Origin of the sequence: Streptococcus sp. SS-4456 (genome assembly GCF_036680365.1) — a bacterium.
Lineage (GTDB): Bacteria > Bacillota > Bacilli > Lactobacillales > Streptococcaceae > Streptococcus.
Map to the genome: position 1 here is coordinate 1 of NZ_JAVIHI010000029.1, position 26,986 is coordinate 26,986.

The following is a 26,986-nucleotide window of genomic DNA, read 5'->3' on the forward strand; positions in this document are numbered from 1 at the left end:
GTCCAAAAGAAAACAATTTCCTTATTTTGACTATTGAACTCAACATATTTTTCATCAAATACCTTGATAGACTTGACAAATGGTAGAAAAAAGAAGCCCGTTGGCTTCTTAGATTTCAGTGATAATGGGAATAGACATTTCAATCAACCGTTCGGTATGGATGGTTTGAATAGCAGCCTTGTCAATTGTTCGTTCATCAATCTTGCGGTGAAGGAAGAAATCACGGATTTTTTCGATTTCGGATTGTTGCACAGCCCTGTATTTGTTGCTAATCAAGAGTTCATAGTGACGAGGGGCCTGAGTGAAAATAACATCTGTATTACCAGCAGAATAGGTTTCTACTAGAAAGGCATCGGTATTGGCCAACTGATTTTGGACCAGGTATGAATGACTATTTGTCGTATTTATGATTTTCATGTGGAACCTCCTACATCTCTTTAGTTCCATTATAGCACGCTAGGGGGTGTTTTGGCTAGTTATCAGATACATTTTCTTGCAATTTCCATTGTTCAATTCCCCACTTGTGACTGCCTCGTTTGAGTTTTTCGATGGCCTCATCGATTGGGAACCAGGCAATGTGGTTAAAATCCTCTAAAGGTAGGCCGACCTGGTGGTAGCTGGTCACTTGATAGATGTAAGCGGGGTTGTAGAAGTAGGTATCTCGATGGCTAGAGTAGAAATATTCGTCAGCCTGACCATAATAGTGACCAATTTCGGCTGTAAAACCAAGCTCTTCCATTAGTTCGCGTTCTAGGGCGATGAGATGATTTTCCCCTTTTTCGATTTCCCCACCTGGTAGGAACCAGGCACCATTTGGTGCTTGAACGAGGATGATATTTTCTTTCTTTTCATCAGGGATAACAGCATAGACACCAAATCGATTTTGATAGTCTACGTCAGCCTTCTTTTCTCCAAAAACGGCAATATTCATAGTAAACTAAGTCCTTTTTACAATTGAGATGACTATATTATACCATTTTTCTTACATTTTTCCTCAGACTAGACTTTTCTGGTCAAATCAGGTATTTTTTTATATGTGAGGAAGGATTTTTGAAAAAACGAGGCTGGGCTCAAGTCCAGCCTCTCTTCTCAGAGTTCGCATCAACATCTCAGCGCAGTGGCTGATTGGCAGATTTGTTCATGTTTCACACTCCAAATCTGACCATTACGACTGTTGCGAACAAAGTTCGCTCTATTTCCAACCTCAAAAGGTTCACTGAAGCTTTTGAGCTGTGCGGGGGTGGGAGTGAAACAGTCTGGGGATAGACTGTTTCAGCTCAACAACTGGAAATAAGGACTTGTTGACCAACTCTTTTTTCTACCATTTGTCAAGCCTATCAAGGTATTTGACGAAAAATATTTTGTGTCTCGTCATCCAAATAAGGAAATTGTTTTTGACCAGTCGTGTTCTTTCCCACTCCCACTTTTCCTACTTATTTTGTTTTTGTATGTGCCTTGATTTGAATATTTCCCTTGCTAGTCATGACTGCACGAAGGTCTTTTTCACTTGGGTTTTCTAAATAGAAGTCTGTAATGGCATCTTCGATTTGATCTTGGATGGTTCTGCGTAGTGGACGAGCTCCCATTTTTGGATCGTAGCCCAAATCAACTAGTTTTTCTTTAACCTTATCTGTCACATGTAAGCTAATGCCGTTGTTAGATAAGCGTTTGTTGACATCATCAAGCATGAGGCTGACAATTTCAAGGAGATTTTCCTTGCTGAGTGGTTGGAATTCAATAATTCCATCGAAGCGGTTCATGAATTCTGGGCTGAAGAAATTGCTAAGTTGGCCAAGAACCGACTGGGTGCGACCTTCCATGGCTGCTCCAAAGCCTACACTTGCTTCGACTTTCCCAGTTCCAGCATTTGAAGTCATGATGATAATGGTGTCTTTGAAGCTGACTGTGCGTCCCTGTCCATCTGTCAGACGGCCGTCGTCTAGGACTTGGAGGAACATGTGCATGACATCAGGGTGAGCTTTTTCTACCTCATCCAAGAGGATGAGAGAGTAAGGATTGCGGCGGACTTTTTCAGTTAGCTGACCGGCTTCTTCATAGCCTACATAACCTGGAGGGGCACCGACTAGCTTGGCAACGGCATGTTTCTCCATGTACTCGGACATATCGAAGCGAATCATACTATCGGCTGAACCGAAGAGTTCAATGGCTAGCTGCTTGGACAGTTCTGTTTTACCGACACCGGTTGGTCCGACAAAGAGGAAGGAACCGATTGGGCGGTTTGGTGCTCCAAGACCAACACGGTTGCGGCGAATGGCCTTGGCGATTTTGTCAACAGCTTCATCTTGACCGATAACGTGGGCTTTGAGGTCGCTAGCTAGGTTGATGAGTTGAGATTGTTCTTTTTCTTTCAAATCGCCAACAGGTATGTTGGTTTTTTGTTCTACGATGGCTTCAATTTCCTTTTCAGTAATGAGGGGAATATCTTCCTCGCTGATGGTTGCTTTTTGCATTTCCTTATACTTGGCAATCTGGTCACGGAAATAGGCAGCCTTTTCATAGTCCTCGTCACGAGTTGCTTGGGCCTTACGATTTTCGGCATCAATCAAGCGTTGGTCGATTTCTTTTGGATCAACAAAATTGAGGGTCAGGTTCATCTTAGAACCAGCTTCGTCCAGTAGGTCAATGGCCTTGTCTGGCAAGAAACGGTCTTGGATATAGCGATTTGAAAGGACCGCAGCAGCTTCAATAGCGGCGTCAGAGTATTTGACATGGTGGTAGTCCTGATACTTATTCTGGATACCCTTGAGAATGATAATGGTTTCTTCAACGCTTGGTTCTTCGACCTTTACAGGTTGCATACGGCGTTCTAAGGCTGCATCCTTCTCGATAATACGGTATTCGTTGAGGGTTGTTGCACCGACTAGCTGCATTTCACCACGGGCAAGGGCAGGTTTGAGGATATTTCCAGCATCCATATTGCCATCACCAGCAGAGCCAGCACCGACAATCTCGTGGATTTCGTCGATAAAGAGAATAATCTCACGACGATTACGGATTTCTTCCATCAGTTTTTGCATGCGTTCTTCAAATTGACCACGGATACCAGTTCCTTGTACCAGGCTGACAACATCTAATCGGATGACTTCCTTACCTTGCAATTTTTGTGGCACATCGCCGTCGACAATTTTTTGAGCCAACCCTTCAACAACAGCGGTTTTACCAACACCTGGCTCACCGATGAGGACTGGGTTGTTCTTGGTACGGCGGTTGAGGATTTCGATGACACGCGTAATTTCTTGGTCACGGCCAATCACTGGGTCAATATCACCGCGGCGGGCAATTTCCGTCACGTTGATACCAAACTCTTCTAAAAGCCCATTTGGTTGTTGTGGTTGCTGAGGTGGTGGAGTTTGCCCACCACGCCCGTTGTTCCCTCCTGCTTGTGTTGGCGGAGTTTGGTCACGTTTCTTGCCAGCTGGAGTGTTTCCTGGATAGCCTCCCAAGTGATTGAAGAACTCGCTGAAAGGGTCCATATTATTTGGGTTTGTTAAATCCCCTAAACCACGTAAGATGGCATTATTAGGGTCTGTTTTCATAATTTGGTAGCAGTTGTGGCAGAGATCTACCTGTTGTTGCTTACCGTTCAGATTGGTATAGAGATGGATGGTTGCATCGTTGATTTTACAGTTATGACAGAGCATCGTTCTACCTCTTTCTTTGGAATGGACCTTTGTCAAATAGTCAATAAAGGTCAGTTATAGCTTTATTATAACAAGATTTAGGGAAAAATCAAGAAACTGCTATATTAGGCACATAATCTTTGGATGCCTTGGAACTGACAAGAAAATGTTGAAAAATCAAGACTTTTTTTATAATATGTGGTAAAATGTTTTTATAAAAAGGATTAGGAGAAGGAATATGGAATCACATTTGGTGAGAATTATCAATCGTCTGGAAGCTATGGCTAACGATGGTGGTACATTGAAACGTAATTTTGAGCGTGAAGGTGTTGTTGTTGCAGAAGTGGCTTATAGCTATGACGAGGAAAATGGTTCAGTATTTACCTTGCGTGATGTTGCTGCTCGTGAAACCTATACGTTTGACAGCATTGACTTGATTGCGATGGAAATCTACGAATTGTTGTACTAAGAACAAGCTCGAGCACCGATAGGTGCTTTTTTCTTGCAATAAAATGAATATCTAAGCAAAAACAGTTGCATAAATATTCAAAAATGGTATAATGGTGTCTAAATCATATTTGAGGAGTGAATGAATGGATTTTTCTTTCTTGCCTGATTATTGGGCATATTTTAATTATGGGGCCCTTGTAACCCTTATTATCGCTTTTTTCTCGGTTTTCTTTGGTAGTATTTTAGGGACGCTCTTGGCCTTTGCCCAACGCAGTAGATATAAGGTTCTGGTTTGGCTTGCCAATATTTATGTCTGGATTTTCCGCGGTACTCCAATGGTAGTACAGATTATGATTGCCTTTGCCATGACCAATTTTGTTGCACCGACTATCCAAATCGGAATTTTAGATGTAGATTTGACGCGTTTAATTCCAGGGATTATTGTCATTTCTATGAACTCCGCAGCCTATGTGTCTGAAACCATTCGTGCGGGTATCAATGCTGTGCCAAAGGGTCAATTGGAAGCAGCTTATTCATTAGGTATTCGTCCAAAACAAGCCATGCGCTATGTCATTATGCCACAGGCTATCAAGAATATTCTCCCTGCTTTGGGAAATGAGTTTGTAACCATTGTTAAGGACAGTTCGCTCCTGTCAACCATCGGTGTTATTGAGTTGTGGAATGGTGCACAGACGGTTGCTACGACGACTTATCTCACTCAAAGTCCGCTTATTTTTGCAGCCTTCTATTATTTGATGATGACCAGTATTTTGACCCTAGGCATTCAAGCTCTTGAGAAAAAGTTAAATAAGGGAGGACACTAAGATGACGGAAGCAATTATTTCCATAAAAGATCTTCATAAGTATTTTGGTGAAAATGAAGTTTTAAAAGGGATTGATTTAGATATCCAGCAAGGTCAAGTGGTTGTTATCATCGGACCATCAGGTTCTGGAAAGTCAACATTCTTGCGGACCATGAATCTCTTAGAGGTACCGACCAAGGGGACGGTGACTTTTGAAGGTGTCGATATTACGGATAAAGCAAATGATATTTTCAAGATGCGTGAGAAGATGGGAATGGTTTTCCAGCAATTTAACTTATTCCCAAATATGACCGTATTAGAAAATATTACCTTGTCACCTATTAAAACAAAAGGAATTGCTAAGGCTGAAGCTGAAGCCAAGGCCAAGGAATTGCTTGAAAAGGTTGGTTTGCCGGATAAGGCGGATGCCTATCCCCAAAGTTTATCAGGAGGTCAGCAACAGCGGATTGCTATTGCCCGTGGTTTGGCTATGGATCCGGATGTCTTGCTCTTTGATGAACCAACTTCTGCCCTTGATCCTGAAATGGTTGGTGAGGTACTTGCGGTTATGCAGGACTTGGCCAAGTCAGGGATGACCATGGTTATTGTAACCCATGAAATGGGCTTCGCGCGTGAAGTGGCAGACCGTGTTATCTTTATGGATGGAGGCTACATTGTTGAAGATGGAACTCCTGAAGAAGTATTTGAACACACTAAGGAAGAACGGACTAAGGATTTCTTATCCAAAGTCTTGTAAACGGAACTCCGACATTGTTCGGAGTTTTTTGTTGTTTTCTGATGAATTGGGTGAGAACCTAGTCAAATCAGTGGCAAATAGGGTATAATGAAGAAAAAATGAGGAGATTTTAAGCAATGACAGTGATTGATGGTAAGGCCTTGGCAGTCAAAATGCAGACAGCTCTGGCAGAAAAAACAGCTCGATTAAAAGCGGAAAAAGGCTTGGTACCAGGCCTGGTCGTTATTTTGGTGGGTGAAGATCCGGCCAGTCAGGTCTATGTCCGCAATAAAGAACGTTCAGCCCTTGCAGCTGGCTTTAATAGTGAGGTTGTACGAGTGCCAGCTAGCATTTCAGAAGAAGAACTTTTGGAATTGATTGAGCGCTACAATCAAGATGATGCATGGCATGGTATCTTAGTCCAGTTGCCATTACCAGCCCATATCAGTGAAGAAAAAGTCTTGTTGGCCATTGATCCAGACAAGGATGTGGACGGTTTCCACCCTACTAACATGGGGAAATTTTGGTCAGGTCATCCGGTCATGATTCCATCCACACCAGCAGGGATTATGGAAATGTTCAAGGAATACCAGATTGATTTAGAAGGCAAAACAGCGCTGGTTATTGGTCGTTCCAACATCGTTGGGAAACCTATGGCCCAGCTCCTTTTGGATGCCAATGCAACTGTGACCATTGCTCATTCACGGACAAAAAATCTTTCAGAATTGGCTCGTCAGGCGGATATTTTAGTCGTTGCGATTGGTCGTGGACATTTTGTGACCAAGGATTTCATCAAGCCAGGTGCAGTGGTGATTGACGTTGGTATGAACCGTGATGACAATGGCAAATTGATTGGGGATGTCAAGTATGATGAAGTAGCAGAAGTTGCTAGTCACATTACCCCTGTTCCAGGTGGAGTTGGTCCTATGACCATTACTATGCTCATGGAGCAGACTTTTGAGGCTTGTGTCAGAAGTGGGAAATAGGTAAGTAGGCGAGGTTGGCAAGAGCTGACCTCATTTTTTTTATAAGAAAATCCCCAGTCATGTAACTGGGGATAGATTTTTTATGGATTACTTATCGAGAAGGTATCGGCGTGTGCCAAATCACCATAGGTATAGCCGAGGTTAAACCATTTTTTACGTTGTTCAGAAGTACCGTGGGTGAAACTATCTGGGACAGTACGGCCGTAGGCTTCTTGTTGAAGAGTATCATCCCCAACTGCATGGGCAGCATTCATGGCCTCATCAATATCGCCAACATCTAAGATACCCTGACCATCGACATATTTGGCCCAGGCACCAGCGTAGTAGTCAGCTTGCAATTCTAGACGGACATTGAGAGCGTTGCCTTCCTTGTCGGACAACTGAGCACGTTTTTGGTGGTAGGCACCAAGGACTTCTAATTCATTTTGGACATGGTGACCGACCTCATGGGCAATGACATAGGCCATGGCAAAGTCACCAGCAGCCTTATACTTGCTAGATAATTCTTGATAGAAAGAAGTATCAATATAAATCTTTCGGTCAGCTGAACAATAGAAGGGACCGGCCTGAGCAGAACCTGTTCCACAGCCTGTTTGGGTCTGGTCCGTATAGAAAACAAGGGTTGGTGCTTGGTAGGTTAGACCATTTCTTGCAAACTCTTGTGTCCAAAAATCTTCTGTTGAGGCCAGTACCTTACTCATAAATTCTGCATCTGCGTCAGAAACACTGGTACCGCTTGTCGTAACCTGGCTAGACTGATAAGGATTGGTGTTGGTTGTTGGTGAAAGTAAGCCACCTAGATTAGACATGCCGCCAAAAGCGAAGAGGAGGACCACTAGCACCAATTTTCCCTTCCAACCCAGACGGGAGAAGAGTAGGCTTAGTAAGAGATTACCACCAGCTGAACCACCAGAGAAAGACGGACCCGAGCTCCGTTGTCCTCTTCGGTCTTCAATATTGGAACTTTTACGTAAATCATCAATTTTCATCTTAAACTCCTTAGAACCTGTTATCAAGTTCCTATTTTCTTACAAACTATTATATAGCAAATTGCAGAAAAAAACACAGGAAAGCTATCGGAAATAATAGGCCTAGTTCTGTATAAAAGTGCAAAATTTGGTATAATAGTAGAGATACAGACAGAAGGAGTGGACATGGTTGAATATTTATCGGTTAGCCATCTAACCAAGTATTTAAAATTAAAGTTTGACCGCGATCCTTATTTGGAGAGGGTCTATTTGACTGGGCAAGTGTCCAATTTCCGCAAGCGTCCAAGTCATCAATATTTTTCGCTCAAGGATGACAAGGCGGTCATTCAGGCAACCATGTGGGCTGGTGTCTATAAAAATCTGGGCTTTGATCTTGAAGAGGGAATGAAAATCAATGCGGTTGGTCGTGTGCAGCTATACGAACCAGGTGGCTCCTATTCCATTGTTATTGAAAAAGCGGAGCCAGACGGTATTGGTGCCTTGGCTATCAAGTTTGAGCAGCTCAAACAAGCTCTGACCCAGGAAGGCCTGTTTAAGCAAGAATTCAAGCAGGAATTACCTCGATTTACCAAGAAAATAGGGGTCATTACCAGTCCTAGTGGTGCGGTCATTCAAGATATTATTACCACGGTCAGTCGGCGTTTTCCGGGAGTGGAAATTGTCCTCTATCCGACCAAGGTGCAAGGAGATGGGGCTGCTCAAGAAGTCGTTGCCAATATCCAAAGAGCCAATGAGCGTGATGATTTAGATGTACTCATTGTTGGTCGTGGCGGTGGTTCGATAGAAGACCTTTGGGCTTTCAATGAGGAAATTGTGGTTCGGGCTATTTTTGAATCGCGTATTCCAATCATTTCCAGCGTAGGTCACGAAACGGATACGACTCTGGCTGATTTTGTAGCAGATAAACGAGCTGCTACCCCAACAGCTGCCGCAGAATTAGCAACACCTGTGACCAAGGCAGACTTACTAGGTTATTTAAATCAGCAGGAAAATCGAGCCTATCAGGCCATGGCCAATCGTTTGAAATTCCTGAGAGGTCAGCTTGAGAAAATTAGCCAGTCAGTTATGTTCCGCCAGCCAGAACGTTTATACGATGGCTATTTACAAAAATTAGACCGCTTGACCAATCAATTGCAGACACGGATGAAAGAAGTATATAGCCAGCAGAAACAGGCTAGTTTGTTACTCAATCAACGTTTACAAGGCCTACAACTTGGCCGTAAAGTCGAGAGTTTCCAAGAAAGAATTATCCAGCAGGAACGACTCTTGAAGAGCAATATGGCCAATATCTATGATAACAAGATGTCCAAGGCAGACAAGCTGATTGAGGCCCTAACCATGCTGGATACCAGTCGTATCGTGGCTCGTGGTTATGCCATGCTTTTACAAGATGGTCGAGTTCTAGACAGTGTGGAAACTATACAAAAGGGTGAACACCTGACCATTCAGATGAAGGATGGTCAACTTGATGTGGAGGTAAATCATGTCCAAAAAGACAAAAACATTTGAAGAAAATTTAGCTGAATTAGAAGGAATTGTAACCAAATTGGAGCGTGGGGATGTAGCCTTGGAAGAGGCACTTGCCGAGTTTCAAAAAGGGATGGTTTTATCTAAGGATTTACAAAAGACACTTGCTGAAGCTGAAAAGACCTTGGTCAAGGTCATGCAGGCGGATGGCAGTGAAGTGGAGATGAACTAATGGGAGCTAGTAAATTGCAGCTACTTGAGGAAACTATAGCAGACTTTTATCGACCTCAGATAGCTGAGCGGCTCAATCAATCGGTTCTTTATTCGCTACAGGCAGGAGGCAAACGGATTCGGCCCATGCTCCTTTTGACGCTTTTGGAAGCTTTTGGAGTGACCTTGCAAAAAGCTCATTATCAGGTAGCTGCCTGTGTCGAGCTCATTCATACTGGCAGTCTCATTCATGATGATTTGCCAGCCATGGACGATGATGATTACCGTCGGGGGCGTTTGACCAACCATAAGAAATTCGATGAAGCGACAGCTATTTTAGCAGGGGACAGTTTATTTTTAGATCCTTTTGGATTTTTGGCTCAAATAGATTTGCCAGCTGAGACCATCCTTGCTCTCGTGAGAGAGCTTTCTCAGGCATCAGGGACTTTTGGAATGGTTGCTGGTCAGGTCTTGGATATGGCAGGTGAGGGACAAAAATTATCTCTCGAACAATTACAAGCCATCCATGCCAATAAGACAGGGAAATTATTGACCTTTCCCTTTGTAGCAGCTGGTATCATTACAGGTCAATCGGAAACGGTCATCCGACTACTGCGTCGAGTGGGAGAGCTGGTCGGTCTAGCCTTTCAAGTTCGGGATGATATCTTGGATGTGACGGCTACTTTTGAGGAAATCGGAAAAACTCCCCAAAAAGATTTATTGGCTGAGAAGTCTACCTACCCTGCCCTAATGGGACTGGAAGCCTCAAAAGTCTTTCTAGAAGACAGCCTGAACCAAGCAAGTAGTGAGCTAGATCAAGTGGCACAACTAGTCTCATTTTCAAGAGAAGAAATCAAAAAAATCATAGAAAGTTTACGAATCAATGGCTAAGGAAAGAGTAGATGTATTAGCTTATAAACAGGGGCTTTTTGAAACCAGAGAGCAGGCCAAGCGCGGTGTTATGGCAGGGCTAGTGGTATCGGTCATCAATGGCGAACGCTACGATAAACCTGGTGAGAAGATTGACGAGGGAGTTGAACTCAAGCTCAAGGGAGAGAAACTCAAGTATGTCAGCCGTGGTGGTCTGAAATTGGAAAAGGCCTTGCAGGTTTTCGACCTATCAGTTGAGGGGCAAACGACCATTGATATTGGGGCTTCGACAGGCGGATTTACGGATGTCATGTTGCAGGCTGGAGCCAAGCAGGTCTATGCTGTGGATGTAGGGACCAATCAGCTGGCCTGGAAATTGCGCCAGGACGAGCGTGTTATCAGCATGGAACAATATAATTTCCGCTATGCTGAGTTGGCTGATTTTAAAGTGGGTCAGCCAAGTTTTGCTTCGATTGATGTCAGTTTTATCTCTCTAGGCTTGATTTTACCAGCTCTTCACAAGATTTTGGTAGACGGTGGTCAGGTTGTAGCCTTGGTTAAACCCCAATTTGAAGCAGGTCGGGAGCATATCGGTAAGAACGGGATTGTCAAGGATAAGGCAGTTCACATCAAGGTCTTGGAGGATGTGACTGCTATGGCTGTGGCCACCGGTTTTTCGGTTAAGGCACTTAGTTTTTCTCCTGTTCAAGGCGGTCATGGCAACACTGAATTTTTGGCCTATTTAGAGAAATCCAGCTTGCCTAGTCCGATTGAACACAGTGAAATAAGAAGTATAGTCGATCAAGCACACGAGGAATTTAAGAAGGATGAATAAACGAGAACGATTAGAAGTCATTAAAGATCTGGTAGTCCGATTTCCCATTGATACTCAGGAAGAAATTGTGGAACGCTTGGAAGCGTTGGGGGTTCATGCAACCCAGGCTACTGTGTCCCGTGATATCAAGGAATTGGGCATTATCAAGGTTCCATCAGCAGACATGGGCTATGTCTATGGCTTGCCTAAAAGTAGCCTAGTCAAGGTCAAGTCCAATAATGTTCTTGATTTTGCAGTCATGGACAAGATGGTCAATTTAAAATTGGTACCAGGGAGTGCAACGGTCGTAAAAAGGCAGATTTGTGAGTATTTCCAAGAGGAAATCTTCTCGATTATTGCTGATGATGACAGTATTCTGCTCATTGTAAAGGACCAGGAAACCATCCCCAATTTAGAACGTACGATAAAAGGGTGGTAGGTCATGTTATTAGAAGTTTCGATTAAGAATTTTGCCATTATTGAACAGGTATCCCTCAATTTTGAAAAGGGGATGACCATCCTATCTGGTGAAACGGGGGCCGGCAAGTCTATTATCATCGATGCCATGAACCTGATGTTAGGGGCGCGTGCGACGACGGATGTTATTCGCCACGGAGCAGCCAAGGCAGAGATTGAGGGGCTTTTTTCCTTTGAAAATAGCAGAGCTCTGGAACAGATTTTGAGTGAACAGGGGATTGAAGTTGCGGACGAGCTCATTATCCGTCGGGAAATCCTACAAAATGGTCGTTCGGTCAGCCGTGTCAATGGGCAGATGGTTAATTTGTCTGTCTTGAAACAAATTGGCCAGCACCTAGTGGATATTCACGGCCAACATGACCAGGAAGAATTGATGAAGGCCCAGCACCATATCCGTCTTTTGGACAGCTTTGGAGAAGATGAGTTTTGGGCTTTAAAAGACCGCTATCAGAGTACTTTTGATGCCTATCGTAGCCTCCGCAAACGAGTGCTCGAAAAGCAGAAAAATGAGCAGGAGCATAAGGCTCGCATTGAGATGCTGGAATACCAAATTGCTGAGATTGAAGCAGCAGACCTGCAGTCTGGCGAGGATGTTCAGCTCAATCAAGAGCGGGATAAGTTACTCAATCACAAGCAGATTGCAGATACCTTGACCAATGCTTATGCCCTGTTGGATAATGAAGATTTTTCAAGTTTGAACAACCTTCGTTCAGCCATGGGGGACTTGCAAAGTCTGGAAGAATTTGACCCAGAATACCAGCAGCTATCTTCTAGCCTGACAGAAGCTTATTATGTCGTTGAAGATGTGACCAAGCGTCTCAGCGATGTGGTTGATAATCTAGATTTTGACGGCAATCGTCTCATGCAATTGGAAAGTCGTCTGGATTTGCTCAATACCATTACGAAGAAATATGGCGGAACTGTCGATGATGTTTTGGACTATTTTAGTAAAATCAGTGAAGAATACAATCTATTGACAGGCAATGATTTATCTGGTGATGATTTGGAAGTTCAGTTTAAGAACTTAGAGAAAGAATTGGTTGAACGAGCAGGTCAGCTCAGTCAATCACGCCATGAATTGGCTGTTGTTTTAGAAGATATTATTCGCCAAGAATTGCAAGACTTGTATATGGAGAAAGCTCGTTTCCAGGTTCGTTTTACTAAGGGCAAGTTTAACCGAGAGGGGAATGAAACGATGGAGTTTTACATCTCTACCAACCCTGGTGAAGACTTCAAGCCTTTGGTCAAGGTTGCCTCTGGTGGAGAATTATCTCGTTTGATGTTGGCCATCAAGTCTGCTTTTGCCCGTAAGGAAGGCAAGACCTCCATCGTCTTTGACGAGGTGGATACAGGAGTTTCAGGCCGTGTTGCCCAGGCCATTGCCCAGAAGATTTATAAAATCGGCCAATACGGTCAGGTCCTGGCCATCTCGCATTTGCCACAGGTGATTGCCATCGCGGATTATCAGTTCTTTATTGAGAAAATATCTGATGAACATTCGACCGTTTCCCGCGTCCGCCTTTTGACCAAAGAGGAGCGTATCGAGGAAATCGCCAAGATGTTAGCCGGTGACAAGATTACGGATGCAGCCCGCAGTCAAGCAAAAGAATTGGTTGAAAAAGGTTAGGCAACTAGCCTTTTTTGCTTTTGTTTTTATGTTTATTTTTAGCTTGAAATTTGTTATAATAAAGGATAATACAGAAGAGAACGGAAGGACACTTGATGATGAAAATTAAAATTGTAACAGATTCTAGTACTACAATAGAAGCTGGTTTGGCTAAGGAGTTGGGGATTACCATCATTCCTTTGTCTGTTATGGTGGATGGGGTTGTCTATTCAGATAACGACTTATCAGAAGGTGAGTTTCTCGACTTGATGAGAGGAGCCAAGCACTTACCGAAGACCAGTCAACCACCGGTAGGTCTCTTTGCGGAAACATTTAGCCAATTAGCTAAAGATGGTAGTCAGATTATTGCGATCCTTCTTTCTCATGCCTTGTCAGGAACGGTTGAAGCAGCCCGTCAAGGAGCTACCTTGTCTGGTGCAGATGTGACTGTTCTTGACTCTGGCTTTACCGACCAGGCAGCAAAATTTCAGGTAGTGGAAGCGGCTAGACTGGCACAAGCTGGTGCTAACAAGGAAGAAATCCTTACGGTCATTGAAGAGGTCAAAGATAAGACTGAACTATATATCGGGGTATCTACCCTAGAAAATCTTGTTAAGGGCGGTCGTATCGGTCGTGTACAAGGTATGCTCAGCAGTCTGCTCAACATTCGAGTTATCATGGAAATGAAGAACCATCAATTAACTCCGATTGTAAAAGGTCGGGGCAATAAGACTTTCAAAAAATGGTTGGATGAATTTACGAGTGGTCTGAACAATAAAGAACTTGCAGAAATTGGTATTTCCTACTCAGGCAAGGCTGATTTTGCCAATGAAATAAAAGACTTACTCCAGCCCCATGTAGAAACAGATATTTCTGTATTGGAAACAGGTTCTATCATTCAAACCCACACGGGTGAGGATGCCTGGGCTATCCTAGTTCGCTATGAATAATCGGAAGTTGATACAGGGACTTGTCTTCTTTTTTCTCTGTTTATTAGGGTCAATCTTCCTATTCCATCAGTTAATCCCACAGGCGCCGTCACGCATCAGTCAGGAAGAGCTAGGTCTTTCAGTGAATAGGAAATTTCGCTATTTGGCTCTTGGGGACTCCTTGACAGAAGGAGTGGGAGATGTGACAGGTCAAGGTGGTTTTGTCCCCTTGCTTGCCCAGTCGCTAGTCAATGAGTACGGTTATGAGGTAGACGTTCAAAATTTTGGAGTTTCCGGCAATACCAGTAAGCAAATCTTGAAGCGGATGAAGGAGAATGAGGAACTCAAACAGGCCTTAAAAGAAGCTGATTTATTAACTTTGACGGTCGGTGGAAATGATCTTCGTAAGGTCATTGTCAGTAATTTAAGTAACCTCAAGCTCTCTACCTTTGATAAGCCGGCAAGGGAATACGGGAGAAATCTAGAAAAGATTGTCAAACGGGCAAGACAGGAGAATGCCGATCTCCCTATCTATATTTTGGGAATTTACAATCCCTTCTATCTCAGTTTTCCTGAATTGACCGAGATGCAGACTGTGGTTGATAAATGGAATCAGACAACCAAGCAAATCACGGAAAAATACAAGGATGTTTACTTTGTAGAAATCAATGACTTGTTCTATAAAGGTTTGGAAGGCGAGATGGGGCTTAGCCAGTCTAGTTCGGCTAGCACAAATAATTTATTGTACGAAGATGATCATTTTCATCCCAATAATACGGGATATGAAATCATGAAAAAAGCACTATTGGAGAAGATGTATGAAACTGAGAAAAGCTGGACACCTTAATATCTGGAAGTGGCTCTTCTTGGTGCAATTGGCTTTGACATTGGGGGCGGGTCTGGTTTTTCTAAATCGTATCCAAGTTAAGAGAGAAAATATGACGGAATTGGTACCATCTAGCCAGACAGACGCAAAAGTGGGGACTTTCGCGACCAACCGTGAAGCCCTTAATCAAACCATTGCCAACTATTTAAAAGATTACCAAACGGAGAAATTTTCTTACCAATTATTTGTGACTAACCAACAGGTTGTTTTTGAGGGAACCTATCAGGTATTTGGTGTAGATATCCCCTTGTATATCTATTTTCAACCTCTCAAAATGGAAGATGGCAATGTTCTTCTACGAATATTGGAAATTTCAGCAGGAAATCTGTCCTTGCCCAAGGCAGAAGTTTTAGCCTATCTGCAAAAAAACTACAAATTACCCACCTTTGTCAAAATAAATTCCCAAGAGGCAGCAATTCAGTTAAAAATAACAGAATTGGACAATAAATTTGGCCTTTACGGTCAGGCCAATACCATTGATTTATACAACGACCAAATTATTGTTGATATATACAGAAAAAGGTAAGAAACCAGCATTAAAAACTTGACCAAATGGCTAAATTTCGGTACACTATAAAAGTGAGTAAAATCTCAGAAAATTATTGGAGGACTTAGCAAAATGGCTAATAAACAAGATTTGATTGCAAAAGTTGCAGAAGCAACTTCATTGACTAAAAAAGATTCAGCAGCAGCTGTTGATGCAGTATTTGCAGCAGTAGCAGACTACCTTGCAGCTGGTGAAAAAGTACAATTGATCGGCTTCGGTAACTTTGAAGTTCGTGAGCGTTCAGCACGTACAGGTCGTAACCCTCAAACAGGTGCAGAAATCAAAATCGCAGCATCTAAAGTACCTGCTTTCAAAGCTGGTAAAGCACTTAAAGACGCTGTAAAATAATTCAGCATGAAAAAGCCCGTCATATCAAGCTTTCTAGCTTGTCCGACGGGCTTTTTTTGTGTTTAAGGGGCAAATAAGGGGCAAAACTTTAGTAGTTTTCCATGATATCTGCCACATTTGATTTCATTTTCTTAGTAACGTGGGTATAAATTTGGATAGTTGTCTTGGCATCTGCATGCCCCACACGGTCCATAATAGCTTTTAAAGGGACATTATTCTCAGCTAGACGGCTGACAAGATTGGATGACCTTGTGACAGGTAATCGACAAATTGTATCACAGTACTTGTAACTTTGGAAAAACAAAAAAACCAGCCTTGTAGACTGATTTTTAAGGAGATTTATGAAAAATTTTAGGATACACTTATAGTATAACTGAATTTTAGGATAATTCATCAGTCCTTAGACCTATTTTGATAAAAAATGAATGTGTGTTATAATAGAAATCAAAAATTAGGGGGATAAAGTTATGACTATTAGGAGAGCTAGACAGTCTGATATTTCAGCATTGAATGAGTTGCTGCAAGAGATTTTACAGGTTCATCATCAGGCACGACCAGATATTTTTAGGTGTGAAGGTCAAAAATTTTCTGAGGAACAATTAAGGAAGTTATTGGACAATCCCGCTAAGTCAGTTTTTGTTTATGAACTGGAAGGTCAGGTTCTTGGTCATCTTTTTTGTGAGATCACGATTGCGACTGGTGATGTATTAGAACCAGTCAAGACCTTGTATATTGATGATCTGTGTGTGGCCTCTTCTGTGCGTGGTCAAAAAATTGGTGAGCAATTGTATACATTTGCTCTCTCTTATGCTAAGGAGCAGGGCTGCCACAATCTAACCTTGGATGTATTGGCAGACAATGTGGGGGCTGTTCGCTTTTATGACCGTTTGGGTATGAAACCACAAAAATTCCGTATGGAGCAACTAATTGATTAAAAAAAGAGGGGTTCCCTCTTTTTTAGTGTTCTCTCATTTTTGCTAAGAGCTTTTGCGCAGTTTCAAGGTTGCTGTGTTTTTCCTGACGCAAGAGTTGGGCTAATTGGTCCACCTCATCTTCCTCAGCGCCAGCAAGCAGGGCCAGGGATTTGGCATGGAGTTTCATGTGTCCCGCCTGAATGCCAGAGGTGACTAGAGCACGCAGGGCTGCAAAGTTTTGACAGAGCCCGACAGAAGCGATGATGGAGGCCAGTTGGCGGGCCTTGGGCTGGTTGAGCAGGTCAAAAGCAACTGCCACCTTGGGATTGAGTCCAATGGAGCCACCGACCGATGCAATCGAAAGGGGCAGGGTGATGGAGCCGACCAAATGCTCCCCGTCAACTGTCCAAGTGGATAGCCCTTTATAGTGGCCATTACGACTAGCAAAAGCATGAGCGCCAGCCTCCACCGCCCGCCAGTCATTGCCAGTCGCAATCACCACGGCATCAATACCGTTAAAAATCCCCTTGTTATGGGTCGCAGCACGATAGGGATCTAGTTGAGCCAGTTTGCTAGCCAGGGCGATTTTTTGAGCAGTTTTTTGGGCAATAGTAGAGCTGGTAGCAAGACTTGATATGGAAAGACGACACTGGGCAGTGACCAGAGATTCGGTTGCATAGTTGGACAGAATTCCCATCAAGGCTTGTCCTTGACTGAGTTCTTCTAAGTCATCCTTAATGGCTTCTAGCATGTTATTGAGAATATTAGCCCCCATGGCTTCCTGGACATCCACCTGAAGATAGACAATCAGAAACTCATCCTTACTTTCCACAGTCAAATCACGAGTGCCCCCTCCCCGTTTCACAATAGATGGGTGGGCTTGATTGGCAGTTTCTAAAATATTGTCCTTTTGGTCAAGAATAGCTTGTTTTGCTCTGTTATGGTCAGGAACATCAAAAAGTGCTACCTGTCCAATCATGATGCGGTTGTGGATGGTGCTTGTAAAACCGCCAGACCGGGCAATGATTTTGGCTCCGAAAGAGGCAGCTGCAACCACAGAAGGTTCTTCAGTGACCATTGGTACAGAATACATTTGTCCATCCACAAGCAGTTCAGGCAGAACAGAGAAGGGCAGGGAAAAAGTTCCCAGATGGTTTTCCGCCATCTTACCTGCAATTGCTTCAGGTAGGTTTTCATCCTTGTAAAGAATGTCTAGGCTATCTTCAGATAGGGAACGATGGTGATGGAGAATGTCAATGCGTTCTTGGCGTGATTTTTTATAGAATCCTGAGAAATGTGCCATGATTTCCTCTTTCTAATTTCTAATGAAAAGCGCCCTTGGTTGAGAGCCAAAGGGCGCCGTTTTGGGGAGCGGGAAAGAACTTGACTGATAGAAAAGAGTTCGTCTTCCCGCCCCCGCACAGTTGATTAGGTCAGATTTAGAGTGTGGTAACACGAATAAATCTGCCAATCAACCACTGCGCTGAGATGTTGACGCTAACTGTGAAAAGTGTGCTGGAAATTCGATCAGCCTATCATTCATTATTCCAATGAATGATAGGTAAAATACTTATTTACGATAAATCCGTTTGTGTTTATCTACTTGGATGAGGGCGAATGGTGTTGGATCTGCTGGGAGATCAATGGACGTACCTGTTTCGTCTAGGCTGATTTCTTGGAAAAAGATATTTTCGTATTCTTCCATGCTGAGTTTGGTCCGTTGGTTGAGGCTTTCTAAGCGATTTTGGTCTAATTGTTTCTGGTATCCTTCAACAAGGGAACCGCTGAAAATTTCACAGACAGCACCGCTACCATAGCTATAAAATAGGATTTGATTCCCTGCCTCAAGCGCTCTGCTATTTTCCAATAGGGAAAGGAGAGAGAGGAAGATGGAGCCAGTGTAGATGTTGCCGACAACCTTGTTATAGACAATGGCTTCTTGGAAGCGCTCTGTCAAGCGGTTAAGGGTTTCTTCATTTTTAGCGATGGCTTGCAAACCTTTGAGACCTTGCTTGGAGAAGGGGATGTGCAAGCACATGGCTGCAAAATCTTCAAGTGACTTACCAGTTTTCTTTTGGTAGTAGTCAAAGGTTGTGGTCAAGCAGTCAGTGTATTGCTCCGTAGAGAAGCGACCGTCAACACGAGGGTACTTGTCGTAGTTAGGTCTCCAGAAGTCATAAATATCGCGAGTCTGGCAGACATTGTCATTGCTGAGGACCATGATGCGTGGGTTGGCTGTGACCAACATGGCAACTGCACCAGCACCTTGAGTTGGCTCACCACCTGATTCTAATCCATACTTGGCAATGTCACTAGCGATGACCAAAACCTTCGAGTCTGGAAATTGAGCGATGTGGCTCTTAGCTAAACTGAGTCCAGCTGTTGCTCCATAGCAGGCCTCCTTCATTTCAATGGAACGAGCAAATGGCTGGATGCCTAACAAACCGTGAATAGATACAGCAGCAGCCTTACTCTGGTCCACGCTTGACTCTGTTCCGACGATGACCATGTCGATGGTCTGCTTGTCTTCTTCAGTCAAGATTGCTGCAGCAGCTTGAGCTCCGAGTGAGACAATATCTTGAGTAACTGGTGCGACAGCCATTTCTGACTGAAGTAGTCCGATTTTAAATTTATTGGGATCGATGTTGCGGGCTTGGGCTAGATCAGCCAAGTCTAAAACAAAATCTGGCGCCGCAAAGCCGATTTTATCAATACCGATGTTCATAAGTGTTCCTTCCAACCTATTACTTGTTTTACGCATGAGAAATAATGAGGCTAATTCCTTGACCGCCTCCGATACAGAGGGCACAGAGTCCCAACTGTTTGTCTTGTTTGTTGAGTTCATGGATCAGACTGACCAAGATTCGACTACCGCTGGCTCCGATTGGGTGGCCCAGCGCAATGGCACCGCCGTTGACATTGACTTTGGTAGGGTCGGCACCTAATTGTTTGACAACGGGAATAGACTGAGCTGCGAATGCTTCGTTTAGTTCGAATAAATCAATATCTTCAATAGTTTTACCGATTTTTTCAAGAGCTTTTTTACTCGCAGTTACTGGCCCCATGCCCATAAGGGCAGGGTCTAGACCACTGGTTGCATAGCTTTCAATAAAGGCTAGTGGTTCAATGTTCAATTGCTTAGCTTTCTCTTCTGACATAAGCACAAGGACTGCGCAGCCATCATTGATACCTGAGGCATTGGCAGCTGTGACCGTACCGTCTTTTTTGAAGGCAGGTCGAAGTGTTGCTAATTTATCAAGTGGGGTCAGACGAGGATATTCATCTTGGTCAAAGATACTTTCACCTTTTCTACTTTGAAGCTTAATAGGAACAATCTCATCTGCGAAGCGACCTTCGGCAATAGCCTTGGCAGCCTTTTCTTGACTAGCGTAGGCAAAGGCATCTTGTGCTTCACGACTGATTTGGTAGCGTTCGGCAACATTTTCCGCCGTAATGCCCATGTGGTAGTCATTGAAGGCGTCTGTCAGACCGTCTGTCAGCATGGAATCTTCTAAGCTGATATGACCAAATTTGCTACCAAATCGGCTAGTTTTGGATAGGTAGGCAGCCTGGCTCATGATTTCAATGCCTCCAGCAACAACTACATCGTTGTCGCCTAGTAGGATGGATTGGGCGGCCAGGAGGACTGATTTTAGCCCAGAGCCACAAACCTTATTGACACAGTAAGCTGAGGTGGTTTCTGGAAGTCCAGCCTTGAGAGCAATCTGGCGAGCAATATTTTGTCCGTGACCAGATGAAAGGACATTTCCGAAGATTACTTCGTCGATAAGGTCAGCTGGGATGTGTTTATTTTGTAGGGCTGCTTCAAGGACCTGAGCCCCCAAATCAGCGATGTTTATATCTTTTAGACTACCTCCGAAACTGCCAATGGCAGAACGGTAGGCAGACACGATAGCTACTTTTTGCATGATAACTCCTATATGGTATCGTTTTGAACTGTCGTGTTCAGCCCAACTATTATACCATGATTTTATTTTTTTTCATAAGAAGAAAGGTAGGTCTACAGACTGAATTTACATGAAAGTGAATGAAAGCGTAAACAGATTGTGGAAAAGCTAGCATTTTTTTACATTTTCGTGTAAAATAGAGAAGTATAAGAGGGAAACCTCAAAATATAAAGGAGAATCCATAAATGGTAAAATTGGTTTTTGCTCGCCATGGTGAGTCTGAATGGAACAAAGCTAACCTTTTCACTGGTTGGGCTGATGTTGATTTGTCTGAAAAAGGTACTCAACAAGCAATCGATGCTGGTAAGTTGATCAAAGAAGCAGGTATTGATTTTGACCTTGCTTTTACATCAGTATTGAAACGTGCTATCAAGACAACAAACTTGGCTCTTGAAGCTGCAGATCAATTGTGGGTACCAGTTGAAAAATCATGGCGTTTGAACGAGCGTCACTATGGTGGATTGACTGGTAAAGACAAGGCTGAAGCTGCTGCTGAATTCGGTGACGAGCAAGTTCACATCTGGCGTCGTTCATACGATGTATTGCCACCAGAAATGGCAAAAGACGATGAGCATTCAGCACATACTGACCGTCGTTACGCTCACCTTGACAGCTCTGTTATTCCAGATGCTGAAAACTTGAAAGTAACGCTTGAGCGTGCCCTTCCATTCTGGGAAGACAAGATTGCTCCAGCTTTGAAAGACGGCAAAAACGTATTCGTAGGCGCACACGGTAACTCAATCCGTGCCCTTGTAAAACACATCAAAGGCTTGTCTGATGACGAAATCATGGATGTGGAAATTCCAAACTTCCCACCACTTGTTTTCGAATTGGATGAAAACTTGAACATTGTGAAAGAGTACTACTTGGAAGCATAATTCATTGACACCTGAGCTTGCTCGGGTGTTTTTGCATACAGAGTAGAAGTTTTTTTACTGAGAATATGATATACTTAGACTATTAACAGACAAAAGGAGTTTATGATGGCTAGTAAAAAAATGTTGCACGCTTGTTTGCGTGTTGAAAACTTAGAAGCATCTCAGAAATTTTATGAAGAGGCTTTCGGATTTAAAGAAACTCGTCGAAAAGATTACCCAGAGCACAAGTTTACCTTGGTCTACTTGGCACTTGACGGTGATGACTTTGAGATTGAGTTGACCTATAACTATGATCACGGTCCTTATATTGTAGGAGATGGTTTCTCACACCTGGCCCTTTCCTCAGATGATTTGGAAGGTGATAATGCCAAGCATAAGGAGCTGGGCTATCCAACCACAGACATTAAGGGCTTGCCAGGTAGTCCAGGTCGCTACTATTTTGTGACAGATCCAGATGGCTACCGTGTAGAAGTCATCCGTGCTAATTAAGCTTAAAAGATTGCCTAGGCAGTCTTTTTTTCTATGAACAGGAAGAGGGTTCGTTTTGAGGGTTGAACAATTTTTGATATGCTTGACAGAAAGAGAATAAACCTATATTATAGTATAAGGTGAATATGAAAAGGAATAAATACAAAATGAAAAGGTTGTTTTGGCTTCTCTTGAATGCATTTCTAGTAGCCATGATGGTGGTTGCAAGTATTTATCTATACCGCAACTTCCAAGATTGGCAATTAACGCATTTTATTAAAGAAAAAGAAGAATTGGTACTGAAAGGACAAGCATCGGATTTAGAAGAGGGGAATATCGGTTCTACCCATGTGGTTGCGACCATACCCAAAGACCCGTCTGGTCAGAGAATTACCCAACTAGAACAAAAAATTGTGGGACATATCCGTCATAAGTTAGGCTATAAGAAGCCATCGGGAAAGATAAAAAATGTCCTTGTGGTTCATGCCAAGGAGGGACAGACCAATTTTAAGAAGGTTCGGGCTCATGAGATCCATAGTGAGCAGTATGCTGTCCAACCCTTACAAGTGAAAAAAGAGGGAGAAGTTACCCCAGAGCGTGTCCTGTTGACAGAAGATCAGCAACTCTTCACCTTGGGAGATATGTTTCTAGACTTGAATGCTGCTAAGACCATCATGGTCAATAAGTTTCAGGAAAAATTGACCAGTCAAGGCTTGGATGAGGCAGAAAAAGCAAGGATTATTGCAGAGTTTCAAAATTTAGACTTGGAAACAGTCGTTTTTAGTTATGCTAATAGTCAATTGGTTCTGGCATTGTCTGAGGAAGTCTTTAAGACAGCTAGTCTGGAACTAGCTATTTCAGATTTCTTCCCGATTATGAAGGGAGATTATCTGGCAGATGTTGATAAGGCCAATTATGATCAGTATCTTGCTCAAAACCAAGTGGATAAAAAAGCCCTTCGTCAAATTGCCTTGACCTTTGATGATGGGCCAAATCCTGCAACGACACCAGTTATTTTGGATCTTTTAAAGAAATACAATGCTAAGGCGACCTTCTTTGTATTGGGAAGTGTCGTAGAAGGAAATGAGGCAATCCTCCAGCGTATGGTAGCGGAAGGGCATGAAGTCGCCAACCATACTTGGAGTCATCCGAATTTGACCCATCTTTCTACTGAGCAAGTTAAACAAGAAATTGAGTTGACACAGGCTATCGTTGAAAAAGCTATCGGTAAGCGGCCAACCATGATGCGTCCGCCATTTGGAGCAGTTAATCAGGCGGTGGTAGATGCCATGGGGCTTCCATCAATCTACTGGAATGTGGATACGGAGGACTGGTTGAATCGGGATAGTCATACGATTTTTGGTAGAGTGAAAGATCTGGCTTGCCCAGGCTGTATCATTCTCATGCATGACATTCATCAACCGACTGTGGATAGTTTGGAACCTGTCTTACAGTTCCTTACATCTGAGGGCTACACTCTGGTGACTGTAACAGAATTATTGGGACCAAATCTAAACCCTCAACACATTTACTATGACCAGGAAAACAATGGTCCGGCACAATATTAAAAGGAGGTTTCGACCTCCTTTTCTCTATACTTTATATAATTCTTGGTTCTTCAAGATGACTTCTTGGACATCAGCGTATTTTTTCAATTGCTTGACTTCACTTGGGCTAGATACTAAGGTAATGACCAATCCGTCCTTGCCCATGCGCCCAGTGCGTCCAGCACGGTGGGTATAGGCCTCTTGATCGAATGGAACTTCAAAGTTAAGGACGCATTCCAAATTATCAATATCAATCCCACGCGCTACCATATCGGTTGCAAGCAAGAGATTGAGCTCGTGGTTTTTGAAACGCTCAATGATGACCTTGCGGAATTTAACATTAACATCAGAGGCTAGGGAAACAGCATTCACCCCATTATAAAGGAGTTTATCTTCGCTTGCACCAAGGTCTGACAGGCTATTGAAGAATGTAAGAGCACGAAAATCTGGAATATTGGCAAACTTACGTAGAGTTTCCAAACGGTCGCGCTTGTCCACCATCATATAGCAATGCTGGATATTGTCTAATTTCTGTTCAGATAAGTCGATACTTTCAATATCTTGAGCAATCTTTTGGCGGTCAAACTTAGCTGTTGCGCTCATGTAAATCAACTGGTGGTCACGTGGCACATAGCTAATAATCTTTTCCACAAAATGATATTGGGAATCAGAAAAGAGTTGGTCAAATTCATCTAAGACAATGGTATTGACATTCATCATCTTGATTTTTTTCAATTTTATCAATTCAAAAATGCGACCAGGAGTTCCAATCAGGATTTCCGGTCCTTTTTTTAATCGCTCAATCTGGCGTTTCTGGCTGGAACCAGAAAGAAAGAGTTGGGCGTCAAGACCAATAGCCTCTGACCAGGTTTTGCAGACGTCAAAGATTTGCCCAGCCAACTCGGTATTGGGTGCTAGGATGAGTAATTGTTGGGCCTTTTTAGGTGTCAAAGCCAGCAAGCTAGGCCAGAGGTAGGCAAGTGTCTTACCCGTACCTGTTGGGCTGATTGCCAATAGGGATTTTCCAGTTTTGATTGGCTGGAAGGCTTGGACTTGGATGGGCGTAAAGTCCTCAAAGCCAAGTTGACTTAGCTGGTCAGTCCAGCTGGTTGGGAAATTAGTTTTCATGGGTATCCGCCTTAAAGGTTATTCCTGCGTCTTGGCGCATGGTGTAGAGAGTATGATGGACCGCCTCAGCCACATCCAGCCATTCTTCTGCTAGCTCATGATTGTTCTGCTGGATGACTTGGGCAATGGCTTGCGCTTCCTCCAGCATAGAATCTTCCTGCGCTTGGATAGGGAGGACAATTTGGCTACCATCATGTTTGGTAAAAATAGCAGAGCTGATATGTTGGCAGGCGTTGAGGGTGAGGGTGCCATCACTGGTATAAATTTCACTCGGTAGATTGCTAGTGATATTCTTTCCAGCCTGAATGCTTACTAGAAAATCATCATAAATCAGTTGCCCAGTCCCATTCAAATCAATGGAGGATGGGAGTTGTTGAGCCGTATAGCGAGCCGCATTTGGTCTGCCAAAGAGGCCAATGGCAGTATAGAGGGTATAGACACCCAGATCCATCAAGGCTCCGCCAGAAAAATCAGTTGAAAAGATATTTGGGGTCTGTCCTGCCAAGAGGTCAGGCATTTTAGAAGAATATTTGGCATAGGAGAAGTTGGCCCCCAAAACAGTCTTATCCTTCAAGAAGTCCCTAATAATAGCGATGGCTTCCTCGTGGTAATTGCGAGCTGCTTCAAATAGGAAGACACCATTATCCTTGGCAATCTGACGAAGCTGGGCCAATTCTTGAGGTGTGGACACCATAGGCTTTTCAACGATAGCGTGTTTACCACTAGAAAGGACTGCCTTAGCTTGCTCAAAATGCAAGGCATTTGGGCTGGCAATATAGACCAAGTCAATCGGTGCAGAAAGGAATTTTATCCATTCTGTGTATAATTTTACATTTTCGTAATTTGTTGAAAATGACATAGCAGTTTCCAGTTTTCTTGAAAATATCGCTGATAATTGAAGATATTTACTCAAATGAGCAGAGGAAATGAACTTGTGACTGATGTCTGAAGTACCAATAATACCAAAATTTAGCATAAATTCTCATTTCTTTATGTGTTATCCTTTCCATTATACCATGTTTCATGGTAAAATAGTATTGAAAATAGAAGGAGATGATGATGACTCAGAAACCCATTATTATTGGCGTAACCGGCGGATCTGGGGGTGGCAAGACAAGTGTGTCGCGTGCCATTCTGGATAATTTCCCAAATGCTCGCATATCAATGATTGAACACGATTCTTACTATAAGAATCAGTCACACCTAACCTTTGAAGAACGGATATTGACCAATTATGACCATCCACTAGCCTTTGACACAGATTTGATGATTTACCATCTGGGTGAATTGTTGGCAGGGCGTTCGGTGGATATTCCGATATATGATTACACTCAGCACACCCGTTCAGATAAGACCTATCGTCAGGAACCACAAGATGTATTTATTGTGGAAGGTATTTTGGTATTGGAAGACAATCGGTTACGGGATTTGATGGATATTAAAATCTTCGTCGATACTGACGATGATATTCGCATCATTCGCCGTATTAAGAGAGATATGGAAGAACGTGGGCGTAGCTTAGATAGTATCATTGAACAGTACACCACGGTGGTGAAACCTATGTATCACCAGTTTATCGAGCCGACCAAGCGCTATGCAGATATCGTCATTCCTGAAGGCGTCAGCAATCTTGTAGCCATCGACTTGATCAACACCAAGGTGGAGAGTATATTAAGAGAGCGTGGTTAAGATGCCCAAGCAGAGAATATTACCCCATATAATACTAGGGATAATGGGTGCTAGCGGTCAGATGGTAACTGGTAAGCAGATTACCGACTATGTTCAACGCGATTTAGGAGAATTTTGGCAGGTAGCTCATAGCCAAGTCTATCCAGAGCTAAAACGCATGACCAAGGAAGAGTTGATTACCTGTCATGCTGTTCCTGGCAATGAAAAAGAGAAGCAGTATGCTATGACTGCGACAGGTCGTCAGCTTTTGGAAGATTGGCTATCCATTCCAAATGATGAAACTCCTCAACAAAAGGATCTGTTTTCTATTAAGATGTTTTTTATCCGTGATAAAAATGACCCGCGGATACCAGGTTTGTTGGAGAATCAAATTGAATTAGTCACCAAGCACTTGAAACACCTAGACAGTCGCAAGGTTGAGTTATTCTCAACCAAGGAGAGTATTCAAGACAACTATGGTCACTACTTGATTTTGACCCGAGCAATTGAGCGCAATCGTGCCCAGCTCAAGTGGTTGGAAGATACCTTAGCAAGTTTGTAACGGTTCGCACGTTGTCAAGTCAAGTGCAACAAGTTCATTGATAACTAGAGTTCCAGAGGTTAAGTTGTTTGGGCTAGCCCAAACAGGAATTTTG

General features: G+C 43.2%; 29 protein-coding genes and 1 pseudogene. 20 read left to right on the top strand and 10 right to left on the bottom strand.

Annotated elements, in window-relative coordinates; translation table 11 throughout:
- Positions 1-108 precede the first annotated feature (108 nt).
- The 3 genes from RFK25_RS08215 to RFK25_RS08225 all read right to left on the bottom strand — a co-directional run bounded on the left by RFK25_RS08215 (position 109) and on the right by RFK25_RS08225 (position 3,662).
- Positions 109-417: a DUF1827 family protein gene (locus RFK25_RS08215; protein ID WP_105113716.1), complete on the bottom strand. Its 309-nt coding sequence runs from the start codon at positions 415-417 to the stop codon at positions 109-111.
- A 55-nt stretch (positions 418-472) separates the two neighbouring features.
- Positions 473-931, bottom strand: coding sequence for an NUDIX hydrolase (locus tag RFK25_RS08220; RefSeq protein ID WP_105113717.1), 459 nt, complete (start codon positions 929-931; stop codon positions 473-475).
- Positions 932-1,433: 502 nt separating this feature from the next.
- The gene (locus RFK25_RS08225) at positions 1,434-3,662 is read right to left on the bottom strand and encodes an ATP-dependent Clp protease ATP-binding subunit (RefSeq protein ID WP_105117506.1); all 2,229 of its coding nucleotides are present in this window, start codon (positions 3,660-3,662) and stop codon (positions 1,434-1,436) included.
- 217 nt (positions 3,663-3,879) lie between these two features.
- Here RFK25_RS08225 and RFK25_RS08230 point away from each other — a divergent pair, with 217 nt between their 5' ends.
- The 4 genes from RFK25_RS08230 (at position 3,880) to RFK25_RS08245 (ending at position 6,616) form a co-directional block, all read left to right on the top strand.
- Positions 3,880-4,110 carry a DUF1797 family protein gene (locus tag RFK25_RS08230; protein WP_024532454.1) on the top strand — a complete coding sequence of 77 codons (231 nt, stop codon included), beginning with the start codon at positions 3,880-3,882 and terminating at the stop codon, positions 4,108-4,110.
- A 124-nt stretch (positions 4,111-4,234) separates the two neighbouring features.
- Positions 4,235-4,915, top strand: a complete 681-nt coding sequence (locus RFK25_RS08235) for an amino acid ABC transporter permease (RefSeq protein WP_105109884.1) — start codon at positions 4,235-4,237, stop codon at positions 4,913-4,915.
- Between the two features lies 1 nt (position 4,916).
- Complete coding sequence (locus RFK25_RS08240; protein ID WP_172082892.1) at positions 4,917-5,651, top strand: amino acid ABC transporter ATP-binding protein; 735 nt, start codon at positions 4,917-4,919, stop codon at positions 5,649-5,651.
- A 116-nt stretch (positions 5,652-5,767) separates the two neighbouring features.
- Positions 5,768-6,616: a bifunctional methylenetetrahydrofolate dehydrogenase/methenyltetrahydrofolate cyclohydrolase gene (locus tag RFK25_RS08245; RefSeq protein ID WP_332412901.1), complete on the top strand. Its 849-nt coding sequence runs from the start codon at positions 5,768-5,770 to the stop codon at positions 6,614-6,616.
- A gap of 80 nt (positions 6,617-6,696) precedes the next feature.
- Here the strand turns inward: RFK25_RS08245 and ypfJ are convergent, their stop codons facing one another.
- The gene (gene ypfJ, locus RFK25_RS08250) at positions 6,697-7,605 is read right to left on the bottom strand and encodes a KPN_02809 family neutral zinc metallopeptidase (RefSeq protein WP_332412902.1); all 909 of its coding nucleotides are present in this window, start codon (positions 7,603-7,605) and stop codon (positions 6,697-6,699) included.
- Between the two features lie 165 nt (positions 7,606-7,770).
- Between ypfJ and xseA the strand changes: the two genes are divergently transcribed.
- From xseA to RFK25_RS08300, 10 genes are all read left to right on the top strand, one after another.
- On the top strand, positions 7,771-9,114 hold the full coding sequence (gene xseA / locus RFK25_RS08255) for an exodeoxyribonuclease VII large subunit (RefSeq protein WP_332412903.1): 1,344 nt from the start codon (positions 7,771-7,773) through the stop codon (positions 9,112-9,114).
- Positions 9,089-9,304 (top strand): exodeoxyribonuclease VII small subunit, encoded by a 216-nt coding sequence (locus RFK25_RS08260; RefSeq protein WP_332412904.1) that lies wholly within the window; start codon positions 9,089-9,091, stop codon positions 9,302-9,304. The genes xseA and RFK25_RS08260 overlap by 26 nt, the downstream gene beginning before the upstream one ends.
- Positions 9,304-10,173, top strand: a complete 870-nt coding sequence (locus RFK25_RS08265; protein WP_332412905.1) for a polyprenyl synthetase family protein — start codon at positions 9,304-9,306, stop codon at positions 10,171-10,173. The genes RFK25_RS08260 and RFK25_RS08265 overlap by 1 nt, the downstream gene beginning before the upstream one ends.
- On the top strand, positions 10,166-10,987 hold the full coding sequence (locus RFK25_RS08270) for a TlyA family RNA methyltransferase (RefSeq protein WP_332412907.1): 822 nt from the start codon (positions 10,166-10,168) through the stop codon (positions 10,985-10,987). The genes RFK25_RS08265 and RFK25_RS08270 overlap by 8 nt, the downstream gene beginning before the upstream one ends.
- Positions 10,980-11,405, top strand: coding sequence for an arginine repressor (locus RFK25_RS08275; RefSeq protein WP_332412908.1), 426 nt, complete (start codon positions 10,980-10,982; stop codon positions 11,403-11,405). The genes RFK25_RS08270 and RFK25_RS08275 overlap by 8 nt, the downstream gene beginning before the upstream one ends.
- Positions 11,406-11,408: 3 nt before the next feature.
- Positions 11,409-13,070, top strand: coding sequence for a DNA repair protein RecN (recN, locus tag RFK25_RS08280; RefSeq protein WP_332412909.1), 1,662 nt, complete (start codon positions 11,409-11,411; stop codon positions 13,068-13,070).
- 95 nt (positions 13,071-13,165) lie between these two features.
- Complete coding sequence (locus RFK25_RS08285; RefSeq protein WP_332412910.1) at positions 13,166-13,999, top strand: DegV family protein; 834 nt, start codon at positions 13,166-13,168, stop codon at positions 13,997-13,999.
- Positions 13,992-14,825 carry an SGNH/GDSL hydrolase family protein gene (locus RFK25_RS08290; protein ID WP_332412911.1) on the top strand — a complete coding sequence of 278 codons (834 nt, stop codon included), beginning with the start codon at positions 13,992-13,994 and terminating at the stop codon, positions 14,823-14,825. The genes RFK25_RS08285 and RFK25_RS08290 overlap by 8 nt, the downstream gene beginning before the upstream one ends.
- Entirely contained in the window at positions 14,797-15,390 is a 594-nt protein-coding gene (locus RFK25_RS08295) for a YpmS family protein (protein ID WP_332412912.1), read from the top strand. The genes RFK25_RS08290 and RFK25_RS08295 overlap by 29 nt, the downstream gene beginning before the upstream one ends.
- Before the next feature lie 93 nt (positions 15,391-15,483).
- Positions 15,484-15,759, top strand: coding sequence for an HU family DNA-binding protein (locus tag RFK25_RS08300; RefSeq protein WP_105106668.1), 276 nt, complete (start codon positions 15,484-15,486; stop codon positions 15,757-15,759).
- A gap of 88 nt (positions 15,760-15,847) precedes the next feature.
- On the opposite strand, the pseudogene RFK25_RS08305 reads toward RFK25_RS08300, so the two are convergent.
- Positions 15,848-15,997 (bottom strand): annotated as a pseudogene (locus RFK25_RS08305) (tyrosine-type recombinase/integrase); the annotation flags it as partial.
- Positions 15,998-16,226: 229 nt separating this feature from the next.
- Here RFK25_RS08305 and RFK25_RS08310 point away from each other — a divergent pair.
- A complete protein-coding gene (locus RFK25_RS08310; RefSeq protein WP_332412913.1) occupies positions 16,227-16,694 on the top strand; it encodes a GNAT family N-acetyltransferase in 468 nt (155 codons plus the stop codon).
- A 22-nt stretch (positions 16,695-16,716) separates the two neighbouring features.
- Here RFK25_RS08310 and RFK25_RS08315 read toward each other — a convergent pair whose 3' ends face one another.
- The 3 genes from RFK25_RS08315 to RFK25_RS08325 all read right to left on the bottom strand — a co-directional run bounded on the left by RFK25_RS08315 (position 16,717) and on the right by RFK25_RS08325 (position 20,602).
- Complete coding sequence (locus tag RFK25_RS08315; RefSeq protein ID WP_332412914.1) at positions 16,717-17,976, bottom strand: hydroxymethylglutaryl-CoA reductase, degradative; 1,260 nt, start codon at positions 17,974-17,976, stop codon at positions 16,717-16,719.
- Positions 17,977-18,243: 267 nt separating this feature from the next.
- The gene (locus RFK25_RS08320) at positions 18,244-19,398 is read right to left on the bottom strand and encodes a hydroxymethylglutaryl-CoA synthase (protein ID WP_332412929.1); all 1,155 of its coding nucleotides are present in this window, start codon (positions 19,396-19,398) and stop codon (positions 18,244-18,246) included.
- Between the two features lie 28 nt (positions 19,399-19,426).
- Positions 19,427-20,602: an acetyl-CoA C-acetyltransferase gene (locus RFK25_RS08325; protein WP_332412915.1), complete on the bottom strand. Its 1,176-nt coding sequence runs from the start codon at positions 20,600-20,602 to the stop codon at positions 19,427-19,429.
- Between the two features lie 224 nt (positions 20,603-20,826).
- Between RFK25_RS08325 and RFK25_RS08330 the strand changes: the two genes are divergently transcribed.
- The 3 genes from RFK25_RS08330 to RFK25_RS08340 all read left to right on the top strand — a co-directional run bounded on the left by RFK25_RS08330 (position 20,827) and on the right by RFK25_RS08340 (position 23,555).
- Positions 20,827-21,519 carry a phosphoglycerate mutase gene (locus RFK25_RS08330; protein WP_332412917.1) on the top strand — a complete coding sequence of 231 codons (693 nt, stop codon included), beginning with the start codon at positions 20,827-20,829 and terminating at the stop codon, positions 21,517-21,519.
- 105 nt (positions 21,520-21,624) lie between these two features.
- The gene (gene gloA / locus RFK25_RS08335; protein WP_105118140.1) at positions 21,625-22,008 is read left to right on the top strand and encodes a lactoylglutathione lyase; all 384 of its coding nucleotides are present in this window, start codon (positions 21,625-21,627) and stop codon (positions 22,006-22,008) included.
- Between the two features lie 146 nt (positions 22,009-22,154).
- Positions 22,155-23,555 (top strand): polysaccharide deacetylase family protein, encoded by a 1,401-nt coding sequence (locus RFK25_RS08340; protein ID WP_332412919.1) that lies wholly within the window; start codon positions 22,155-22,157, stop codon positions 23,553-23,555.
- Between the two features lie 24 nt (positions 23,556-23,579).
- Here the strand turns inward: RFK25_RS08340 and RFK25_RS08345 are convergent, their stop codons facing one another.
- Together RFK25_RS08345 and RFK25_RS08350 are read right to left on the bottom strand one after the other, a co-directional pair.
- Positions 23,580-24,662 carry a DEAD/DEAH box helicase gene (locus tag RFK25_RS08345; protein ID WP_332412921.1) on the bottom strand — a complete coding sequence of 361 codons (1,083 nt, stop codon included), beginning with the start codon at positions 24,660-24,662 and terminating at the stop codon, positions 23,580-23,582.
- Positions 24,652-25,638 (bottom strand): Gfo/Idh/MocA family protein, encoded by a 987-nt coding sequence (locus tag RFK25_RS08350; protein ID WP_332412923.1) that lies wholly within the window; start codon positions 25,636-25,638, stop codon positions 24,652-24,654. Before RFK25_RS08350 ends, RFK25_RS08345 begins: the two co-directional genes overlap by 11 nt.
- 83 nt (positions 25,639-25,721) lie before the next feature.
- On the opposite strand from RFK25_RS08350, the gene udk reads away from it, so the two are divergent.
- The gene (udk, locus tag RFK25_RS08355) at positions 25,722-26,351 is read left to right on the top strand and encodes a uridine kinase (RefSeq protein ID WP_332412924.1); all 630 of its coding nucleotides are present in this window, start codon (positions 25,722-25,724) and stop codon (positions 26,349-26,351) included.
- A 1-nt stretch (position 26,352) separates the two neighbouring features.
- On the top strand, positions 26,353-26,892 hold the full coding sequence (locus RFK25_RS08360; protein WP_332412926.1) for a PadR family transcriptional regulator: 540 nt from the start codon (positions 26,353-26,355) through the stop codon (positions 26,890-26,892).
- Positions 26,893-26,986 lie beyond the last annotated feature (94 nt).

Bases quoted from the DNA above. Each gene is read 5' to 3' on its own strand.
- RFK25_RS08215 (WP_105113716.1), bottom strand. From the start codon at position 417: ATGAAAATCATAAATACGACAAATAGTCATTCATACCTGGTCCAAAAT.
- RFK25_RS08220 (WP_105113717.1), bottom strand. From the start codon at position 931: ATGAATATTGCCGTTTTTGGAGAAAAGAAGGCTGACGTAGACTATCAA.
- RFK25_RS08225 (WP_105117506.1), bottom strand. From the start codon at position 3,662: ATGCTCTGTCATAACTGTAAAATCAACGATGCAACCATCCATCTCTAT.
- RFK25_RS08230 (WP_024532454.1), top strand. From the start codon at position 3,880: ATGGAATCACATTTGGTGAGAATTATCAATCGTCTGGAAGCTATGGCT.
- RFK25_RS08235 (WP_105109884.1), top strand. From the start codon at position 4,235: ATGGATTTTTCTTTCTTGCCTGATTATTGGGCATATTTTAATTATGGG.
- RFK25_RS08240 (WP_172082892.1), top strand. From the start codon at position 4,917: ATGACGGAAGCAATTATTTCCATAAAAGATCTTCATAAGTATTTTGGT.
- RFK25_RS08245 (WP_332412901.1), top strand. From the start codon at position 5,768: ATGACAGTGATTGATGGTAAGGCCTTGGCAGTCAAAATGCAGACAGCT.
- ypfJ (WP_332412902.1), bottom strand. From the start codon at position 7,605: ATGAAAATTGATGATTTACGTAAAAGTTCCAATATTGAAGACCGAAGA.
- xseA (WP_332412903.1), top strand. From the start codon at position 7,771: ATGGTTGAATATTTATCGGTTAGCCATCTAACCAAGTATTTAAAATTA.
- RFK25_RS08260 (WP_332412904.1), top strand. From the start codon at position 9,089: ATGTCCAAAAAGACAAAAACATTTGAAGAAAATTTAGCTGAATTAGAA.
- RFK25_RS08265 (WP_332412905.1), top strand. From the start codon at position 9,304: ATGGGAGCTAGTAAATTGCAGCTACTTGAGGAAACTATAGCAGACTTT.
- RFK25_RS08270 (WP_332412907.1), top strand. From the start codon at position 10,166: ATGGCTAAGGAAAGAGTAGATGTATTAGCTTATAAACAGGGGCTTTTT.
- RFK25_RS08275 (WP_332412908.1), top strand. From the start codon at position 10,980: ATGAATAAACGAGAACGATTAGAAGTCATTAAAGATCTGGTAGTCCGA.
- recN (WP_332412909.1), top strand. From the start codon at position 11,409: ATGTTATTAGAAGTTTCGATTAAGAATTTTGCCATTATTGAACAGGTA.
- RFK25_RS08285 (WP_332412910.1), top strand. From the start codon at position 13,166: ATGATGAAAATTAAAATTGTAACAGATTCTAGTACTACAATAGAAGCT.
- RFK25_RS08290 (WP_332412911.1), top strand. From the start codon at position 13,992: ATGAATAATCGGAAGTTGATACAGGGACTTGTCTTCTTTTTTCTCTGT.
- RFK25_RS08295 (WP_332412912.1), top strand. From the start codon at position 14,797: ATGAAACTGAGAAAAGCTGGACACCTTAATATCTGGAAGTGGCTCTTC.
- RFK25_RS08300 (WP_105106668.1), top strand. From the start codon at position 15,484: ATGGCTAATAAACAAGATTTGATTGCAAAAGTTGCAGAAGCAACTTCA.
- RFK25_RS08310 (WP_332412913.1), top strand. From the start codon at position 16,227: ATGACTATTAGGAGAGCTAGACAGTCTGATATTTCAGCATTGAATGAG.
- RFK25_RS08315 (WP_332412914.1), bottom strand. From the start codon at position 17,976: ATGGCACATTTCTCAGGATTCTATAAAAAATCACGCCAAGAACGCATT.
- RFK25_RS08320 (WP_332412929.1), bottom strand. From the start codon at position 19,398: ATGAACATCGGTATTGATAAAATCGGCTTTGCGGCGCCAGATTTTGTT.
- RFK25_RS08325 (WP_332412915.1), bottom strand. From the start codon at position 20,602: ATGCAAAAAGTAGCTATCGTGTCTGCCTACCGTTCTGCCATTGGCAGT.
- RFK25_RS08330 (WP_332412917.1), top strand. From the start codon at position 20,827: ATGGTAAAATTGGTTTTTGCTCGCCATGGTGAGTCTGAATGGAACAAA.
- gloA (WP_105118140.1), top strand. From the start codon at position 21,625: ATGGCTAGTAAAAAAATGTTGCACGCTTGTTTGCGTGTTGAAAACTTA.
- RFK25_RS08340 (WP_332412919.1), top strand. From the start codon at position 22,155: ATGAAAAGGTTGTTTTGGCTTCTCTTGAATGCATTTCTAGTAGCCATG.
- RFK25_RS08345 (WP_332412921.1), bottom strand. From the start codon at position 24,662: ATGAAAACTAATTTCCCAACCAGCTGGACTGACCAGCTAAGTCAACTT.
- RFK25_RS08350 (WP_332412923.1), bottom strand. From the start codon at position 25,638: ATGCTAAATTTTGGTATTATTGGTACTTCAGACATCAGTCACAAGTTC.
- udk (WP_332412924.1), top strand. From the start codon at position 25,722: ATGACTCAGAAACCCATTATTATTGGCGTAACCGGCGGATCTGGGGGT.
- RFK25_RS08360 (WP_332412926.1), top strand. From the start codon at position 26,353: ATGCCCAAGCAGAGAATATTACCCCATATAATACTAGGGATAATGGGT.